The 17,124-nt window shown below is 44.6% G+C and carries 16 protein-coding genes; all 16 read left to right on the top strand.

What is annotated here, in order from left to right; genetic code table 11:
* Positions 1 to 5 precede the first annotated feature (5 nt).
* Positions 6 to 1,019: a TAXI family TRAP transporter solute-binding subunit gene (locus tag EEX84_RS06160; RefSeq protein ID WP_158599071.1), complete on the top strand. Its 1,014-nt coding sequence runs from the start codon at positions 6 to 8 to the stop codon at positions 1,017 to 1,019.
* A 15-nt stretch (positions 1,020 to 1,034) separates the two neighbouring features.
* Positions 1,035 to 2,684, top strand: a complete 1,650-nt coding sequence (locus tag EEX84_RS06155; RefSeq protein ID WP_123164841.1) for a long-chain-fatty-acid--CoA ligase — start codon at positions 1,035 to 1,037, stop codon at positions 2,682 to 2,684.
* Between the two features lie 174 nt (positions 2,685 to 2,858).
* Positions 2,859 to 4,058: a thiolase family protein gene (locus EEX84_RS06150; RefSeq protein WP_123164727.1), complete on the top strand. Its 1,200-nt coding sequence runs from the start codon at positions 2,859 to 2,861 to the stop codon at positions 4,056 to 4,058.
* A complete protein-coding gene (locus EEX84_RS06145; protein WP_123164726.1) occupies positions 4,055 to 4,450 on the top strand; it encodes a PaaI family thioesterase in 396 nt (131 codons plus the stop codon). The genes EEX84_RS06150 and EEX84_RS06145 overlap by 4 nt, the downstream gene beginning before the upstream one ends.
* Before the next feature lie 60 nt (positions 4,451 to 4,510).
* Positions 4,511 to 4,903, top strand: coding sequence for a PaaI family thioesterase (locus EEX84_RS06140; protein WP_123164725.1), 393 nt, complete (start codon positions 4,511 to 4,513; stop codon positions 4,901 to 4,903).
* Between the two features lie 342 nt (positions 4,904 to 5,245).
* A complete protein-coding gene (locus tag EEX84_RS06135) occupies positions 5,246 to 5,941 on the top strand; it encodes a CoA transferase subunit A (protein ID WP_123164724.1) in 696 nt (231 codons plus the stop codon).
* Entirely contained in the window at positions 5,916 to 6,572 is a 657-nt protein-coding gene (locus tag EEX84_RS06130; RefSeq protein WP_123164723.1) for a 3-oxoacid CoA-transferase subunit B, read from the top strand. Before EEX84_RS06135 ends, EEX84_RS06130 begins: the two co-directional genes overlap by 26 nt.
* A gap of 15 nt (positions 6,573 to 6,587) precedes the next feature.
* Positions 6,588 to 7,586 (top strand): TAXI family TRAP transporter solute-binding subunit, encoded by a 999-nt coding sequence (locus EEX84_RS06125; protein WP_123164722.1) that lies wholly within the window; start codon positions 6,588 to 6,590, stop codon positions 7,584 to 7,586.
* 30 nt (positions 7,587 to 7,616) lie between these two features.
* The gene (locus EEX84_RS06120; RefSeq protein WP_123164721.1) at positions 7,617 to 9,590 is read left to right on the top strand and encodes a TRAP transporter permease; all 1,974 of its coding nucleotides are present in this window, start codon (positions 7,617 to 7,619) and stop codon (positions 9,588 to 9,590) included.
* Positions 9,591 to 9,630: 40 nt separating this feature from the next.
* On the top strand, positions 9,631 to 10,632 hold the full coding sequence (locus EEX84_RS06115; RefSeq protein WP_123164720.1) for an NAD(P)-dependent oxidoreductase: 1,002 nt from the start codon (positions 9,631 to 9,633) through the stop codon (positions 10,630 to 10,632).
* 14 nt (positions 10,633 to 10,646) lie between these two features.
* Complete coding sequence (locus EEX84_RS06110; protein ID WP_240033920.1) at positions 10,647 to 11,630, top strand: NAD(P)H-dependent flavin oxidoreductase; 984 nt, start codon at positions 10,647 to 10,649, stop codon at positions 11,628 to 11,630.
* A 15-nt stretch (positions 11,631 to 11,645) separates the two neighbouring features.
* Positions 11,646 to 12,989: a hypothetical protein gene (locus EEX84_RS06105; RefSeq protein ID WP_123164719.1), complete on the top strand. Its 1,344-nt coding sequence runs from the start codon at positions 11,646 to 11,648 to the stop codon at positions 12,987 to 12,989.
* Between the two features lie 81 nt (positions 12,990 to 13,070).
* The gene (locus EEX84_RS06100; protein ID WP_123164718.1) at positions 13,071 to 13,922 is read left to right on the top strand and encodes a 3-hydroxyacyl-CoA dehydrogenase; all 852 of its coding nucleotides are present in this window, start codon (positions 13,071 to 13,073) and stop codon (positions 13,920 to 13,922) included.
* A 6-nt stretch (positions 13,923 to 13,928) separates the two neighbouring features.
* The gene (locus tag EEX84_RS06095; protein ID WP_123164717.1) at positions 13,929 to 14,708 is read left to right on the top strand and encodes an enoyl-CoA hydratase/isomerase family protein; all 780 of its coding nucleotides are present in this window, start codon (positions 13,929 to 13,931) and stop codon (positions 14,706 to 14,708) included.
* A gap of 20 nt (positions 14,709 to 14,728) precedes the next feature.
* Positions 14,729 to 15,880: an acyl-CoA dehydrogenase family protein gene (locus EEX84_RS06090; protein WP_123164716.1), complete on the top strand. Its 1,152-nt coding sequence runs from the start codon at positions 14,729 to 14,731 to the stop codon at positions 15,878 to 15,880.
* Positions 15,881 to 15,895: 15 nt separating this feature from the next.
* Positions 15,896 to 17,089: a thiolase family protein gene (locus tag EEX84_RS06085; RefSeq protein WP_123164715.1), complete on the top strand. Its 1,194-nt coding sequence runs from the start codon at positions 15,896 to 15,898 to the stop codon at positions 17,087 to 17,089.
* The last annotated feature ends 35 nt before the right edge of the window (positions 17,090 to 17,124 follow it).

The following is a 17,124-nucleotide window of genomic DNA, read 5'->3' as shown; positions in this document are numbered from 1 at the left end:
GAACAATGATGAAGAAAATTTTATGGACAGCAATACTCGGTATGTTGATGATCGTAGCAGCAGGATGTGGCAATGACAGTGGAAACGCGGAAGGTTCGAGTGACAAATTGGAAGCCCCGGACAAGTTTTTGCAGATTGGCACAGGACCTATGGGGTCGGGATGGTACCCGATCACTACTGGGATGTCGGAAATTTATATGGATAACTTTAACGGCTTGAATGCTTCTCAAATTGAAGGAGGTTCAACTGCGAATTTAAAGTCTCTTGATGTAGGCGACATTCAACTGGGCATCAATTATACATCGGATTTTTCGGATGCTATTGCCGGAGAAGGTGGTTTTACAGAGCCTCTTGACACTGTTTCGGCCATCGCTTCACTTTACCCGGTGTACCAAACGATTGCTGTACTTGACAGCAATGAAGACATTCAAAAAATTGAAGATATTGTTGACAAGCACATTTTCCTTGGACCGAAAAATGGCGGGGGACCTGTTGCTTTCTGGAGAATGATGGACGAGTACGGCATTACAGAAGAAACGATTGAACAGGCAGGAGGGCAGATTTCGTATGGTAACTACAATGATGGAGCTTCCATGCTCGTAGATAACTCTGTCGATGTATTTCTTGGAGGTGGAGCCCCTACTGTTGTCGCTTTACAGGAAATCGAATTGACTAACCAATTACGGGTTCTTCCGATTGACCAAGACAAACTGGACAGCATCAAAGAAAAAGATTACGGCATTTCTGCAGCTCCTCTGCCGGCTGAAACGTATAAAGGGCAGGACGAAGAAGTGCCAACTTATACCGCTGTGTCAATGATGACAAGCCGGGCGGACTTAGACGAAGAGTATGTTTATAACTTAACCAAATTATTCTGGGAAAACATGGATGTATTTGAAGAACAGATTCCGGAACGTGCTGTTCATTTTACACTAGACACGGTTTTGGATGGAATTGATCCGGAAACGCTGCACCCCGGAGCGAAAAAATACTACGAAGAACAAGGTGTATTGGAATAATTGATGCGGAAAGGGGTGCGGAACTTGGAAAAGACAGTAAAGAAACCGTGGCTGCAATGGCTTGAGGGGAGAACGTCCTCTCTTTCCTTACCGGAATGTTCAGTTTATGAATTGTTGGAAAATGCAAATAAACAGTTTCCGGACCGTGCAGCTATCCTATTTGAAAACAAAGTGACCGATTATAGAAGCTTAAAAGAGCAAGTGGATAAATTGGGTGGGAAATGGCAAGAGATGGGGTTGGAAAAAGGCGATCGAATTGGTCTGATGTTAGCTAATCACCCTTTATATATTGTCAGTTACTATGCTGCGCAAGCACTGGGGCTAATAGTGGTTCAAGTGAATCCGATGTATACGTTCAGGGAACTGATGAAAATCGCAGTTGATTCGGAATTGGAATACATTATTTTTGACAAATCAGCCAAAGAAACCGTCGCGAAAGTACATGAAGTCCAGCCATTCAGCCAATGTTTTACAACCGAAGAAGAAGATTCAGAGTGGGCTTCTCTTCACTCGCTTATAGCGAGCGGGACACCATTAAAAAAGGCTGCAGAAATTGATCCTTATGAAGATATCTCGGTCATCCAATACACCGGCGGGACAAGCGGAGAAGTGAAAGGCGCGATGCTCACACATCATAACCTCACTTCAAATGTCATTCAAAGCTATGCAATGTATGGCGAAACGATGAAAAAAGGACAAGAAGTCATTTTAACTGCTACACCGCTTTATCATGTATATGCCATGACCAGTGCGATGAACCTTGGCATATACCTGGGAGCCACAATTTTGCTGTTTCCGAAATTTGAGATTCAAAAAGTTCTCGAAAGCATAGAGAAATACCGGCCGACATTTTTTCCGGGAGTGCCTAAAATGTATAATGCGTTTGTCAATTATCCCGAAATCACAAAATACGATTTAACTTGTTTAAATCATTGTTCATGCGGATCGGCACCCTTGCCTGTCGAAGTTCTCAAGCGTTTCGAAGAGTTGACCGGAGGAGCAATCGGGGAAGGTTTCGGGTTATCAGAAGCTTCCCCCTCTACTCACCGCAACCCTCCTTTTGCCCACAGGAAAGTGGGCAGCATCGGTTTGCCGTTGCCAGGAACAGATTGCATGATTGTGGACGATTGCAATGCAGAACTCGGGCCGCATTGTGTTGGTGAACTGCTCATTAAAGGACCTCAAATTATGAAAGGTTACTGGAAGAGCGACGAGGAAACGAAAAAATCGCTGCAAAACGGTTGGCTGTATACAGGAGACCTCGCAATGATGGATGAAGAAGGTTATTTCTATATTGTCGGCAGAAAAAAAGAAATGATCATTGTGGGTGGCTTTAATATTTATCCTCAGGAAGTGGAAAGTGTTTTATACGAACACCCTGACATTCAGGAAGCGGCTGTTGCCAGCATTCCAAAAGAGGAATTCGAGGAAACGGTTAAGGCGTTTATTGTCCCGAAAGACGGTACTGAGATTGATATTGAAGAAATTAAAGGATATTGCTATTCAAAACTGACGCCTTATAAAGTGCCGAAGGAATTTGAGATAATTGAGCAATTGCCAAGAAACACTGTCGGGAAACTGTTGAAAAGAGTGCTTGTCCAGAAAGAGATTGAAAAACATGAAAAGAAGGAAGAATCCGGATTGAGGGCTACTAAACAATATTAATAAAGCAATAGGTATTGGTTCAGTCACAAAACACAGCATCCAAACAAAGAGCAGAAGGCTGCGGAAACGATACGGAACGTTCAAAGATTTTAAGAGTTAACAGAAAAATTTGAAAAATTCTTTCCGGTTCATTAAGATATAAGGGTGGTCAAAGAATAGATTAGGGGGAGACTTATGAGTGAAAGAGTGGTCATAGTGGAAGGGGTGCGTACGCCAATTGGGCGATACGGCGGTGCATTGAAGGATGTCAGTTCCGGTTTTTTAGCATCGCATGTAATTGATAAATTGCTTGAAAAAACTTCATTGCAACCTGAAAAAGTTGATGAAGTCATTTTAGGGGAAGTGCGGCAGTCGACTGAGTCTTCAAATGTTGCACGTGTTGCGGCGATTCGGGCGGGCATTCCGGTGGAAAAACCAGCTTTTACGATTAACCGGCTATGTGCTTCAGGTATGCAGTGCATTGCTTCAGGTGTTCAGCAGATCAATTCAAATCAGGCAGAAATCGTAGTGGCCGGTGGTACGGAAAGCATGAGTAATTCAGCGATTTACTTGCGCGGCTCCCGTTTCGGTGGAGATAAGACGTACCTGGTCGATTCCAACCTGGAGGCTGGACAGCAGCCAAAAGAGATTTATGGAGATGATATGGGTATGGGGGCGACTGCGGAGAATGTCGCGGAAAAATATCAGATTTCCAGAGAAGACCAGGATGCTTTTGCCATTGAAAGCCAACAAAGAGCGAATGCGGCTATTCAAAGTGGCAGATTTAAAGATGAAATTGTTCCATATGAATTGAAAACAAGAAAAGGTTCTACATTATTTGAGCAGGACGAACACCCGCGTCCTGAAACCACATTGGATAAATTATCTCAGTTAAAACCGGCATTCAGAGCAGGTGGTTCTGTGACAGCCGGTAATGCCTGCGGCCGAAACGACGGCGCTTCGGCTGTCTTGTTGATGAAAGAATCCACAGCTGAGCAGCAGTCGTTGACACCTAAAGCTGCGGTTGTCGACTGGGCAGCTGTCGGAGTACCGCCTGAAATTATGGGCATCGGCCCTGTACCAGCCATCCGCAAAGTGCTTGAAAGAACCGGTTTGTCGATGGATGACATCGATTTGTTCGAACTTAACGAAGCATTTGCTTCTCAGGCACTTGCTGTACAACGGGAACTGGATATTCCTTCTGAAAAGTTGAATGTCAATGGTGGAGCGATTGCGCTCGGTCACCCTGTAGGGTCTTCGGGTTCCCGTATTGTGGTGACGCTGATGCATGAACTGCAAAAAAGAGGTGGGCGCTATGGTATCGCTTCCCTATGTGCCGGCGGGGGACAGGGAATGGCTGTGTTGATCGAAAATCTCCAGGTGGAGGCCCAGTGAAAAGTCAATTGGTTGTGATGGAACCCTATACTTTTTTCAATTATTTGGACATGGAAAAGTGGAAAAATGCCGATGGTTCTTACGATGTGATAATAAACGTACAAGATATCCATAAAGACGAATCAGGTGAAATTCCAGCGGGTGTTTACTATACCTTGCTGGATGTGGCTACTGGAGCTGCAGTTTCTGAAGCGGCGAAAGGGTTTGGTGTGACAATTGATTTGCATGTTCAAACGTTCCAGCAGACGGCTTGTGAAAAGTTGATTTGTACTGCTTATCCAATACAGACAGCAGAGAACAGCGGCAGTGGAAAAGGGAGTATAGTGGATGAAGAGGGAAATCTTCTGGCTACAGGCATGGCCACATTCAAGGTGGTTGGGGCATTAGAGTGAAGTTTTTGCTTTTTACTGGGTACAACAGGCAACGAGCTTTATTCAGGAGGGCAAGCTGTTATGACGATTGAAGAAATAAAAAAAGAATTTGAAGCGAGCCCTTATCTTCGGCATCTGGGAGTCGAAATTTTGAGGTTTGAAGAAGGTGATGTGGAAATCAAACTGCAAGTTGAGCCGCGTCTGTTAAATCGCAATGATGTGGTCCATGGGGGCGTATACGCGTCAGTCATGGATCTCATTCAAAAAATGCACTTGCAGTCCGTAACTAAAACAAAGTGCAAAGTAAACAGTTCAATTATACATTTCACTGCTCCCCTGAAAGAGGGAGCCATCTATGCGAAAGCTTCCATTTTGTCCCGAAGCTACAAAACTGCTTTTGTAGACGGTGTTTTGACTGACGGAAACGGAAAACTGGTGTCGAGAGGAACAGGCACCTATAAAATCATTCGGTGAGAGCCGAATGTTTTTAGAATTCGCAGTATATAAAAGCAAGAATCATCAATTTTATCTGGAAAATGAATAAAACAAAAATATAAGAATAATAATTAAAAAATTTTTTACTGATTTCTCTTAACATCCTTTTCCCTCTGTATCAGAGGTTAAAGGGTGTTTTTTTGTGGGCACAAGCTTCTTCTTAGAGATAAAAGATAAAAAATTCTATTGTATTAAAAAATTCAATCATTTATAATTCTCTTATGCAATATTCTGAAATGTCATTTCATTAATTGAAACAAGCAGAATTGCTTTAACGGATTGCAGATGACACATTGTCATAATTGGAAAGGGGTTGTTCGGATGAAAAAGTTGGCGCAAATTGAAGACGTCGTAAAACTGATCAAAGATGGAGATCAATTGCTTGTTGGCGGTTTTGGTTTGTCGGGCTCGCCTTTGTCATTGATTGATGAGATTGCAGCTTCGGGGAAAAAAGATTTGACCGTAGTCAGCAACAATCTCGGAGAAAAAGGAAAAGGACTTGGAAAACTTCTGGTAGCAGGAAACCTGAAAAAAGCAATCGGTTCTTACTTTACAACAAATGCCGATGCAGTGAATGCCTGGTCCAAAGGGGAGTTGGAAATTGAGCTGGTCCCGCAAGGCACTTTGGCGGAAGCTGTCCGTTGTGGCGGCGCTGGCATCGCTGGTTTCTATACAAAAACGGCACTGGGAACAAAGCTTGCTGAAGGAAAACATCATATGACATTTGATGACGGTGAATACATATTGGAAAAAGCGATCAAAGGGGACGTTGCTTTAGTGAAAGCTTTGAAAGCGGATACACTGGGAAATCTTGTTTATGACCAGTCTGGGCGCAACTTCAATCCGGCAATGGCCACCGCTGCCAATCTTGTAATTGCGGAAGTTGATGAAATTGTGGAAGCAGGGGAGATAAAACCTGAAGAAATCGTAACGCCCCATATGTTTGTCGATTATGTAGTGATTACAAAATATGTGAAGCAGGGAGGGAAATATGTTGAGCCAGCAGAAGCGAATTGACATAGCCAAAAGAATTGCTGCTGAATTTGAAGATGGTCAAATCATCAATCTGGGAGTCGGGATTCCGACACTGATCCCTGATTATATCGAAGGCAAAGATGTTTACTTGCATTCAGAGAACGGTTTGCTGGGCATGGGCCCCACTCCTGAAGAAGAATTCATCAATATGGATTTGATCAGTGCCAGCAAAAAACCGGTTACGTTGAATACAGGGGCTTCCATCTTCGACAGTTCTGATTCGTTTCTGATGATCAGAGGCGGTCACGTGGATGTAGCAGTGTTGGGGGCTCTGCAAGTTGATGAGACAGGGGAAGTTGCCAACTGGGCTGTGCCGGGGCAAAATATCCTTGGTGTGGGTGGTGCCATGGATTTGGTATCAGGAGCAAAGAAAATCATCATCGCCACTTTGCATACATCAAAAGATGACACTCCGAAGCTTCTCGAGGAGCTGACATATCCGAGCAGCGGGGCACGCAAAGTGGATATGGTCGTTACTGAACACGCAGCGTTCGAGTTCAAAGAGGGCAAAATGTTTTTAAGGGAAATACTGTCCGATATTTCGATGGAAGCATTGAAAGACATCACACCGGCGAATTATGAAGTCGCCATTGAGAAACTAATCAACACATAAGAGGAGGAACATAAAATGAAAAAATTGATGGGTTTACTTGCACTAGCATTGATCATGATATTGGCAGCATGTTCGTCTGATGAAGCTTCTTCATCAGCTAACGAATCGGAGGCACCGGCAGCAGACGCTGTGCCGCAGGATTTGGCTTTTGGTTCAGCAACAGTAGGTGGATTCTGGTATACATTGTCAGCAGGTATGGCGGATAAAATGGCGCCGCTTTACCCTGACTCCTCCGTAACGATTGTTGAAGGGGGATCAGTTTCCAACTTGCTTGGTTTGGACAAAGGAACTTTCGCCCTCGGCTTTGCCAACGGCCAGACAGTACCTGAAGCATTGGAAGGCAAGAACGCATTTAAAGAACCGGTTGAGAATGTCAGCACTGTTGCTACATTGTATCCAAACGTTTTCCACATGGTGGTTCGCGAAGATTCAGATATCCATTCACTTGAGGATTTGAAAGGAAAGACAGTCAGCCCCGGAATCGCCGGGTACAGTGGGGAACTTGCGTTTCAGGATATGCTGGAAGTAGCTGGTATGTCTTACGATGACCTGGGCGGAATCGAGTATATCGGAACTGCAGATGGCGCAGACTTATTGCGCGATGGCCACATTGATGCAATCGTCGGAATGGTTGCAGCTCCACTGTCGACTTTTGAAGAGTTGGATACGACTGTAGGAATTCGTTTATTGCCTTTAGAAGATGACATGGTTGCATCATTAAACGAAATGAATGAAGGGTACCTCCCTTACACCATCGAAGGCGGCACCTATTCAAACATTACGGAAGACATCAATACAGTAGCAGGCTACACGGTATTGCTTGTAAATAACGATCTAATGGGCGAAGACTCTGTCTATGAACTGACAAAGATGATTTTTGAAAACCAGGAACATTGGACAACCCTTTCAACAATTATGAATGACTTTTCGCCGGAATACTCAGTTGAAAACAATGTCGGAAACCTTCACCCAGGAGCCGAGAAATATTACAAAGAAGTTGGAGCCTTGGAATAAACCGATTACTTTTAAGAAGAAGGTGAGTACATGACTCAGGTAGCAGGCACAAAAGAAAAAAAAGAGAAAATAGCAGCCGACTATTCAGAAGAAGGGGTTTTGAACAACAAAGTCCGTTCTTTAAAAGGAATGACCGGTAAGATCATTACAGTTATTGCAGTTGTGATGTCTCTATTTCATCTCTATACCGCTATGTTTGGTGTTTTCGAATCAATCCTTCAGCGCTCAGCGCACGTAGCTTTTGCACTGGCATTGACTTTCGCTATCTACAAACCAACTAAAAAAGCAATAAAGAGTGACAATGTTCCATGGTATGACTGGATTTTCATCGCTTTGTCGCTAGCTGTTTATTCATACTTCGTGTTCAACGCACAAACCATTTCATCCCGTATGAGTTATATTGAAGATTTAAGTGGACTGGAAATCGGCATCGGGCTTGTCGCCGGGTTGCTTCTTATCGAAGCGACACGGCGTGTAGTCGGAAATGCACTGGTCATCATTATTGCCGTATGTCTTGCATATGGATTTTGGGGACATTTATTTCCAGGGGTGCTTTCCCATAGAGAGTTTACTACTATGTGGATCGTTGACCACCTCTTCTACACAGTAACGGGAGTGTTCAGTACACCACTGGGTGTTTCTGCGACATTCATCTTCTTGTTCATCTTGTTTGGAAAGTTTCTGGAAGTATCGGGAGCTGGACAATTCTTTATCGATTTATCAGTTGCTGGCATGGGGAAATACCGCGGAGGTCCTGCGAAAACAGCCATCGTTGCCAGTTCCATCCTGGGCACGATTTCCGGTAGCGCAGTAGCCAATACCGTAACGACTGGGGCATTTACCATTCCGCTGATGAAGAAGACGGGATATAAAAAAGACTTTGCCGGCGCTGTAGAGGCTGTATCATCGACGGGCGGACAAATTATGCCGCCGATCATGGGAGCCTCCGCGTTCATCATCGCTTCTTATTTAGGGATTCCTTACATGGAAGTTGCTTTGGCAGCGGCGATTCCGGCATTGTTGTTCTATCTATGTTTGTATTTTCAAGTTGATTTGAGAGCCAAGCGACTTGGCCTATCAGGCCTGAAAAAATCGGAACTACCGAACTTTTGGACGGTTTTAAAGAATGGTTTCCTGTTCTTTGTGCCGTTAATCGTAATCGTCTATATGCTTGTGTCGGGCTTTTCACCAATGAGAGCAGGTTTGTTTTCAATTGCAGCAACTATTTTAGTGGCTGCAGCGATGAAAGCGACAAGATTGTCTTTCGGAACCATCATCCGGGCGCTGGATTTAGGGGCTAAAGCAGCAATTGAAACAGCTATTGCCTGTGCGGCTGCCGGTATCATCATCGGCATCATCGGTTTGACAGGTATCGGCCTGAAATTCAGCAGCATCATTATTGAACTGTCAGGCGGAATCCTGATTGTTACATTGCTGTTCACAATGGTCACAAGTATTATTCTTGGAATGGGTCTGCCGACAGTTGCGGCATATATCGTTCAGGTTCCGTTGACCATCCCGGCACTTATTGAACTGGGTGTTGCACCACTTGCGGCTCATATGTTCATTTTCTATTTTGCCATTTTGTCAGCCATCACACCTCCTGTAGCTCTTGCATCGTTTGCAGCGGCAGGAATATCCGGCTCGGAACCGATGAAAACAGGTGTAATTTCGATGAAGTTAGGTTTGGCAGCGTTTATCGTGCCTTTCATGTTTGTGTACGGAGAGTCTCTTCTATTAATAGGAGATGCATCCACAATTATTCTGTCAGTCATTACTGCAGCAATTGGTATTTGGGGAATTGCCAGTGCAGTGGAAGGTTGGCTGCTGCGCCATTCTTTATGGTATGAACGCCTCGTGATGTTTGCCGGGTCATTATTAATGATCATCCCAGGAGTCTACAGCGATGTTATTGGCATCGCCGTACTGGTGTCCATTATCGTTTTGCAAAAGGTTACTTTGAAACAACCGGAAAAGGAACAAGAGCCTGCATTTGAAGAATAGGAATTGAGGGCAGGAGAAAATTGTTCAAAGGAGGGACGTCGTGGGAAAACCGAAAGTGTTGCAGTTGCTTCCGATGTACCATCCGGACGGAGAGGCAATTTTAAATAATTTAGCGGAAGTTACCAAATTTCAGAATTTCGATGAACAACAAGTGGTTGAGTTCTTGGCGGACAATTCCGTGGATGGCATTATTTTACGTGCTCCCGCTGCCATCACTCCTGCCATCCTTGACCAATGTTCCGGTGTCAGAGCCATCTCCGGCGCCGGCGTCGGTTTGGATAATATCGATGTCAAGTATGCTTCCGAAAAAGGGATTGCCATATTGAACGCTCCGAGCTTGAACAGCCAGGCGACAGCGGAACATGCGGTAAGCCTTATCATGGCAGCTATGAAAAACACTTCTGTATTCAATGAAGAAACGAAAAAAGGGAATTTCTCTTATCGCGACGGCAACTATACCAGTGAATTGCACGGCAAAAAAGTCGGCCTGGTCGGGTTTGGGAGTATTGCACAAAAAGTGGCGAAAATGTTGTATGCCGGTTTTGGAATGGAAGTGACCGCTTATGTAAGGTCAATTTCGGAGAAACACAGAGTTGCGGCAGCAGACATTTCTGTCGACTTGACCACTTCACTGGACAGGATTTTTAAAGAAAGTGATATTGTAAGCCTTCACATTCCGCTGAAAAAAGAAACAGAAAAGATAATTGACAAATCGCTGTTATCCTTAATGAAGAAAAACTCCTATCTGATCAACACAGCAAGAGGAGGCATCATCAATGAAAGCGATTTGGTAGAAGTGTTGGAGAACGGAAGCATCAAAGGGGCGGCAATGGATGTATTTGCAAAAGAACCGCCTCCGGCAGACCATCCTTTTTTCAAATTTGAGCAGGTCACAGTCACTCCGCATATTGGAGGAATCAGCGAAGAAGCAGCCAGGAAGACCTCCGTGACCATTGCACAGAATTTGGTGTCGGCATTAGAAGGGAAAGAAGTTCCAACCATTGTCAATCGGGAAAGCATCCGGTTAGAAGCAGGTAATTAGAAGAAGGGCGGTGAATGGGAATGATCCAGACGAAGATAACGGAAATGTTCGATATCCAGTACCCCATCATCCAAGGCGGACTTCAAGGGCTTGGCACTTCTGAACTGGTAGCAGCGGTTTCCAACGCTGGTGGCTTAGGACTGATTACCGCTGGTAGTTATGCCGACAAAGAAGAAATGCTGCGTGACATCGAAAAGACGCGAACGCTTACTTCGAAACCTTTTGGTATGAATGCTGCCATTGGGATACGAAGACCAATGGATGAGTTTATCGAAGGGGCAATTGAAGCAGAGGTTCCAGTCGTCTTTACTTCAGGCAACAATCCCGAGCAATACATGGAGCAGTTGAAAGCAAATGGTATTAAGGTGGTCCATGTAGCGCCTTCTGTCCGCTTCGCAAAAAAAGCCGAAGCGATTGGCTGCGACGCGGTCGTGGTAGTGGGATATGAATGTGGAGGGCACCCAGGAAAAGATGACATCACGACAATGACCCTGACTCAAAGAGCTGTTCAAGAACTTTCCATACCAGTGATTGCAGCAGGAGGCATTTCAACCGGCAAAGCAGTATTGTCCGCATTTTCGCTGGGCGCGCAAGGTGTCCAAATGGGCACCAGATTCTTAACTTCTCAGGAAATCGGTCTTCATCCTGCTGTAAAAGAAAAAATACTAAAAATGCAGGAAACGGATACCGTGTTAGTGAAGAAGTCCATTAACAAAGCGGCCCGTGTCATGAAAACGGAAAATGCGCTCGCTTTATTGGAACTGGAAGAGAACGGTGCGACTTTGGAAGAAATCATGCCTTATATCAGCGGGGAATCCTATAAACAATTGATCACAGGAGGAGACTTGGGATCAGGTGTGATTGCACTGGGTCAATCCATTGGGTTGGTCAATGAGGTGAAATCCGTCAACGAAATTTTCCAGGAAATCATTGGCGAGTACCAGGACCAGCTGAATTATCTGTATGCCGGCAGCTTGAAATTAAATAAAGCTTTTTAAGAGAGAAGGGGCAGGATGCCGAGGTTTGCTCTTATTCTGATTATGTGTTTGTTGTATATAGTCAATTCGTTTATTGGCAATGATGTCATCAACACTGTTTACAACTCATTGGCCATATTGGTTTTTTTCTCGTTATGGCTGCTGCTCGATAAGAAAGGGAAAATATTCACATCCACGCTGTTATTGATCGGGATGGCCATCCATTTTTTTATGAGTGGCGCGGGGCTGGGGTTGTTCCGGGGAATTACTCAAAACATGCCGTTGCTGGCTATTTTAATCCTGGCGCCACTCTTATCTGTTCCGTTGAAAAGAGAAGGGATCATCGGAAGTACAGTTTCCTATTTGGATGATTTGAAAAACAACCAACGAAATATTTTTTACGGGCTGTCTTCAGTGATGGTCGTAGTGTCTCCAATCTTGAATATGGGGGCGCTGCGAATAGTTCATGGCTTTGTAGAAAACATCAAGATCTCACCTAAGGTTCTGTCAAAATCATACTATATCGGATTCACGCCTTCTGTAATCTGGTCTCCATTTTTCGCTTCTGTCGGCATAGTGATCTATTACCTGGACATTACGTACCTGTCATATTTGCCGGTTGGCATTGCATTTGCTTTGGTTCAATTGGCATTTGGTATATTCCTGTTCCGGCCAAACGTATTGATTGAGAAGAAAACAGGGATTGCCCCAACAGATGAAGAGGGGGCAGAGCAGAAGAAGCATATCTTTATGCTCGTCAGTTATGTATTTCTGATTGTCGTTCTTTTGATCAGCTTAGAGCAATGGCTTCACAAATCGATGCTTCTGCTGGTCAGCATAGTATGCCTGGTCATTCCGATAGTTTGGTTTTTGCTGCGTGGGACGACAGGAATTTTAAAGAAAGAGATGTTTTTGTACAAAGACAAATTACTAACGCAGACAAAAACGGAAATCTGCCTGTTTTTGAGTGCTGGAGTATTCGGCAACGCAATTGCGCGTACCCCTGTTAAGACGATGGTTGAACAGGCGATCCAATGGGCTTCGCTGCACACAGTCGGCATCTTATTTCTTTTCATCGTGGGATGCGTCACTTTGCTCGCTTTACTTGGAGTGCATCAAATCATCACAGTGCCACTCGTCCTGACGGCAGTCATTTCAGCAGATATACAGCTTCACCCTTCTCTTATCGCTTTTATGTGCATCTTCTCATGGATGTTGTCGTCAGCCATCAGTCCGTTGAATGCGATGAACATCATCATCAGTGCATGCGTCAAGAAGAATGGGGTGACAGTAGCGTATCGGTGGAACGGTGCCTATTTTCTTTTTACGTCTTTCGCGGCACTTACATATGTTTATGTTTTGAATTTTATGCTGGTGTAATGGTCTCGGAAGTTCAGAGACCATTTCATTAGACCGATATATGAAATGACGTTTCATTAATAAAAACAAAGGAGTGGAAGCATGAAGAATTTTTCAGTAATCGGTTCCGGGGTAATGGGGAGAGGAATTGCTTATACGGCAGCCTTAGGTGGATATTCCGTTACTCTCAACGACATCAAAGAAACAGCCCTCGACAATGCCAAACAATATATTGAAAAAGAAATGAACAAAAGTGCAGAGCGGGGCTATATTTCTGCAGAAGCGGTGAATACAGCGCTGAGCAACATCACTTATACAACCGATTTTGATGCTGCAGCTCAAAATGCCGATGTAGTAGTCGAAGCCGTTCTTGAAAATATGGATCTTAAAATTGATGTTTTCAAACGTTTGGATGAGAAATGTCCGCCACATACATTATTGGCAACCAATACGTCAACGATGAGTCCGACAGAAATCGGCGCACAGCTTTCACGTCCCGACAAGTTTTTGGCGATGCACTTCTTCAACCCTGTCCATAAAATGAAGTTGATTGAAATTATTCGCGGGCTGGATACTTCAGATGAAACCATGGCGCTGGCACAGGAAGTCGGCGAAAAACTGGGGAAAGAAACAGTTGAAGTGAACGAGTTTCCTGGATTTGTTACAAGCCGGATGAACTGCATGATCGGTAACGAAGCAATGAACATGCTGATGGAAGGCGTCGCTTCTGCCGAAGATATTGATAAAGCACTGAAGCTCGGCTTGAACCATCCGATGGGACCATTGGAACTTGCTGACCTTGTGGGGCTGGATACAAGATTGCGAAATATGGAATACCTGTATCAGACCTTAGGTGAAAAATACCGTCCATGTCCATTGCTGATCAAGTACGTGAAGGCAGGTCGTCTTGGACGCAAGTCGGGTTCCGGGTTTTATAACTACGAAAACCAGTAAGGAGGGATGAACATGTTTCAGAATATAACGCTGGAATTCAAAGAAAAGTATGCCTTGGTTATGATAGATCGGCCTGAAGTGCGGAACGCATTAAACGCTGATACTTTAAAGGAAATTGAACAAGCGGTGGATCAATGTGAACAAAATCCATCGGTTAACGTCATCGTTTTTAAAGGGACTGGTGATAAATCATTTGCGGCAGGGGCCGACATCGGTCAGCTGAAGGAACGGAAAATGTTGGATGCATTGGTACCGGGTATGCAAGGCACTTATAAAAAAATTGAGAATTGCAGCAAAGCTACCATCGCTGCGATTAACGGTTTTGCATTAGGCGGCGGATGTGAATTGGCCTTGGCCTGTGACATTCGCGTAGCTGCTGAACACGCGAAAATCGGATTGCCCGAATTGAATTTGGGCATCGTTCCTGGAGCTGGGGGAACACAGCGGCTGGCGCGTGTAGTCGGTAAAGGAATTGCGCTGGATATGATTTTGACAGGGAAAATCATCAGTGGAATTGAAGCAGAACGCATCGGCTTAGTATCAGAAGTTGTGCCGGTCGAGAAATTGGACTTCGTGGTGGAGCAAAAAGCTGAAGCCATCCACTCCAAAGGCCCGGTTGCAGTGAAATTGGCGAAGATGGTTGTCCACAAAGGATTTGATGTGGATTTGGATACAGCTTTAATGATCGAAAAGCTCGCACAGACAATCGCTTTTGGCACAGAAGACAAAACCGAAGGAACCGCTGCATTTTTAGAAAAAAGAAAACCACAATTTACAAACCAATAAACTAAAAGGAGTGCTTGAACATGAATTTTTCATTCTCAGAAGATATTGAATCAATCCGCAAAGGGGTACGCAAGTTTATCCGTGAAGAAGTAGAACCGGTAGCAATGGAAATCGAAAAAAATGACGAAGTTCCTGAAAATATTATTGAAATGTCTAAAGAAATGGGTCTTTTCGGATTGAGTATCCCGGAAGAATACGGCGGACTGGGACTTGATATGGTCGGGAAATGTGCCGTGTACGAAGAAATCGGAAAAACGCATAACGGCTATACAACATTGATCGGCGCCCATACAGGTATCGGGTCTGTCGGAATTGTAGAACTTGGGACAGAAGAACAAAAGCAGAAATATTTGCCGAAGATGGCGACGGGGGAATGGATCGGTGCTTTTGCTTTAACAGAACCTTCTGCCGGGTCCAACGCAGCTGCATTAAAGACAACTGCTGTCAGAAAAGGCGATAAATACATCATCAATGGATCAAAGCATTATATCACCAATGCTGTGGAGGGACATGTATTTACTGTCATGGCTTCAACTGACCCATCAAAAGGTGCAAAAGGAATCACTTCATTCATTGTTGAAAAAGACTTTCCAGGTTTCAAAGTCGGTGCAGTAGAAGAAAAAATGGGCTTGCGCGGTTCACATTCTGCAGAATTGTTCTTTGATAACATGGAAGTTCCGGTTGAAAACGTTCTTGGGGAAGAAGGACAAGGCTACATCAATGCATTGAAAATTTTGGCCAATGGCCGTGCAGGCTTGGCAGCCAGAAATCTTGGTTCTTCAGAACGTTTGTTGGAGCATTGCATGGATTATGCCTTTGAAAGAGAGCAGTTCGGCAAACCGATCTTCGAAAACCAGGCAATTCAGCATATGCTGGCAGAAATCAGCACACAAATCGAAGTTCTTCGTGCGATGACTTACCGCGTAGCATGGATGACAGATGACAAGCAACGCGTCATCAAAGAAGCGGCAATTGCGAAAATGTATGGTTCGGATGTTTATAACCGTGTAGCGGACTTGGCAGTGCAGATTCACGCCGGTATCGGTTACATGAAAGATTACCCGATCGAACGTTATTACCGTGATGCCCGTATTACAAAAATTTACGAAGGAACTTCGGAAATTCAGAAAAACATTATCGCTGCGCAATTGAAAAAAGAATACAAAAAATAAGCGGAGGTGAACTTCATGAACAATCCAGTAATTGTAGAATCTGTACGGACAGCCATCGGGAAAATGGGTGGAACATTAAAAGATGAATTGGTTGATTTTCTGGGCGCCAAAGTGATCGATGAAGTCTTGACCAGAGGAAATCTCGATAAAAGCCTGGTGGACGAAGTAATCATGGGCCAAGCTAAACAAAGCTCGGATTCATCCAACCTCGCCCGACTGGCATTATTGCGTGCCAATCTGCCGGTCGAAGTGACAGGATACACCGTGCATCGCCAATGTGGATCAGGGCTTCAGGCGATCAATAACGCCGATCAGCAGATCCGACTTGGATTATCGGATATTGTGGTCGCAGGAGGAGCCGAGAGCATGAGCACAGCTCCGTACTATATGCGCAATGCGCGTTATGGTTACGGGGCGGGAAATGCGATGCTGGTGGACCCGAATACTGAAAGCCAGCCCCGGTCGCAGCCGATAGAGGTCTATGGCGATTTGACAATGGGCATGACTGCTGAAAACTTGGCTGACCAGCATAACATCAGCCGGACTGAGCAGGACGAATTTGCTTTCCAAAGTCAGGAACGGGCCGAAAAAGCGATTAAGGAAGGGTATTTCCAAAAAGAAATCGTTCCTTATGAAATTAAAAAAAGAAAAGAAACCATCCGATTTGATACAGATGAGCATCCTCGGAAAACGCCGGTTGATAAACTCTCGAAATTAAAGCCTGTCTTTAAAGAAGGCGGATCGGTTACAGCAGCCAACTCGAGCGGCAGAAACGATGCAGCTTCAGCTGTGTTGATGATGAGTGACCTCAAAGCTCAGGAATACGGGCTGAAACCAAAGGCGCGGATCATTGCACAAGCAGTGTCGGGTGTATCGCCGGAAATTATGGGAATCGGCCCTGTACCGTCCACTCATAAAGCGCTGAAAATGGCTGGATTAACATTGGATGACATCGGACTTATTGAATTGAACGAAGCCTTTGCTGCTCAATCTTTGGCGGTTCTTAAAGAACTCAACTTGTCCACGGACCGTGTCAATGTGAACGGGGGAGCTATTGCTCTTGGGCATCCAATCGGTGCAACAGGAAGTATTCTGATGACAAAACTTTTGCATGAAATGGAGCGGTCCGGTGAAAAATACGGCCTTGTGACATTGTGCATGGGTGGAGGACAAGGGATTACGACCATTGTAGAAAACCTGCAAGTTTAAAAAGAAACAGTAAAAAACGGGAGGCGTGCCTCCCG

The organism is Planococcus salinus, assembly GCF_003719725.1.
Classification (GTDB): Bacteria; Bacillota; Bacilli; order Bacillales_A; family Planococcaceae; genus Planococcus; species Planococcus salinus.
The sequence above is the reverse complement of the archived record's forward strand: the minus strand, read 5'-3'. Positions and strand labels throughout refer to the sequence as shown.

Bases quoted from the DNA above. Each gene is read 5' to 3' on its own strand.
- EEX84_RS06085 (WP_123164715.1), top strand. From the start codon at position 15,896: ATGAACAATCCAGTAATTGTAGAATCTGTACGGACAGCCATCGGGAAA.
- EEX84_RS06105 (WP_123164719.1), top strand. From the start codon at position 11,646: ATGCCGAGGTTTGCTCTTATTCTGATTATGTGTTTGTTGTATATAGTC.
- EEX84_RS06125 (WP_123164722.1), top strand. From the start codon at position 6,588: ATGAAAAAATTGATGGGTTTACTTGCACTAGCATTGATCATGATATTG.
- EEX84_RS06095 (WP_123164717.1), top strand. From the start codon at position 13,929: ATGAACATGTTTCAGAATATAACGCTGGAATTCAAAGAAAAGTATGCC.
- EEX84_RS06160 (WP_158599071.1), top strand. From the start codon at position 6: ATGATGAAGAAAATTTTATGGACAGCAATACTCGGTATGTTGATGATC.
- EEX84_RS06140 (WP_123164725.1), top strand. From the start codon at position 4,511: ATGACGATTGAAGAAATAAAAAAAGAATTTGAAGCGAGCCCTTATCTT.
- EEX84_RS06130 (WP_123164723.1), top strand. From the start codon at position 5,916: ATGTTGAGCCAGCAGAAGCGAATTGACATAGCCAAAAGAATTGCTGCT.
- EEX84_RS06110 (WP_240033920.1), top strand. From the start codon at position 10,647: ATGGGAATGATCCAGACGAAGATAACGGAAATGTTCGATATCCAGTAC.
- EEX84_RS06135 (WP_123164724.1), top strand. From the start codon at position 5,246: ATGAAAAAGTTGGCGCAAATTGAAGACGTCGTAAAACTGATCAAAGAT.
- EEX84_RS06090 (WP_123164716.1), top strand. From the start codon at position 14,729: ATGAATTTTTCATTCTCAGAAGATATTGAATCAATCCGCAAAGGGGTA.
- EEX84_RS06150 (WP_123164727.1), top strand. From the start codon at position 2,859: ATGAGTGAAAGAGTGGTCATAGTGGAAGGGGTGCGTACGCCAATTGGG.
- EEX84_RS06100 (WP_123164718.1), top strand. From the start codon at position 13,071: ATGAAGAATTTTTCAGTAATCGGTTCCGGGGTAATGGGGAGAGGAATT.
- EEX84_RS06120 (WP_123164721.1), top strand. From the start codon at position 7,617: ATGACTCAGGTAGCAGGCACAAAAGAAAAAAAAGAGAAAATAGCAGCC.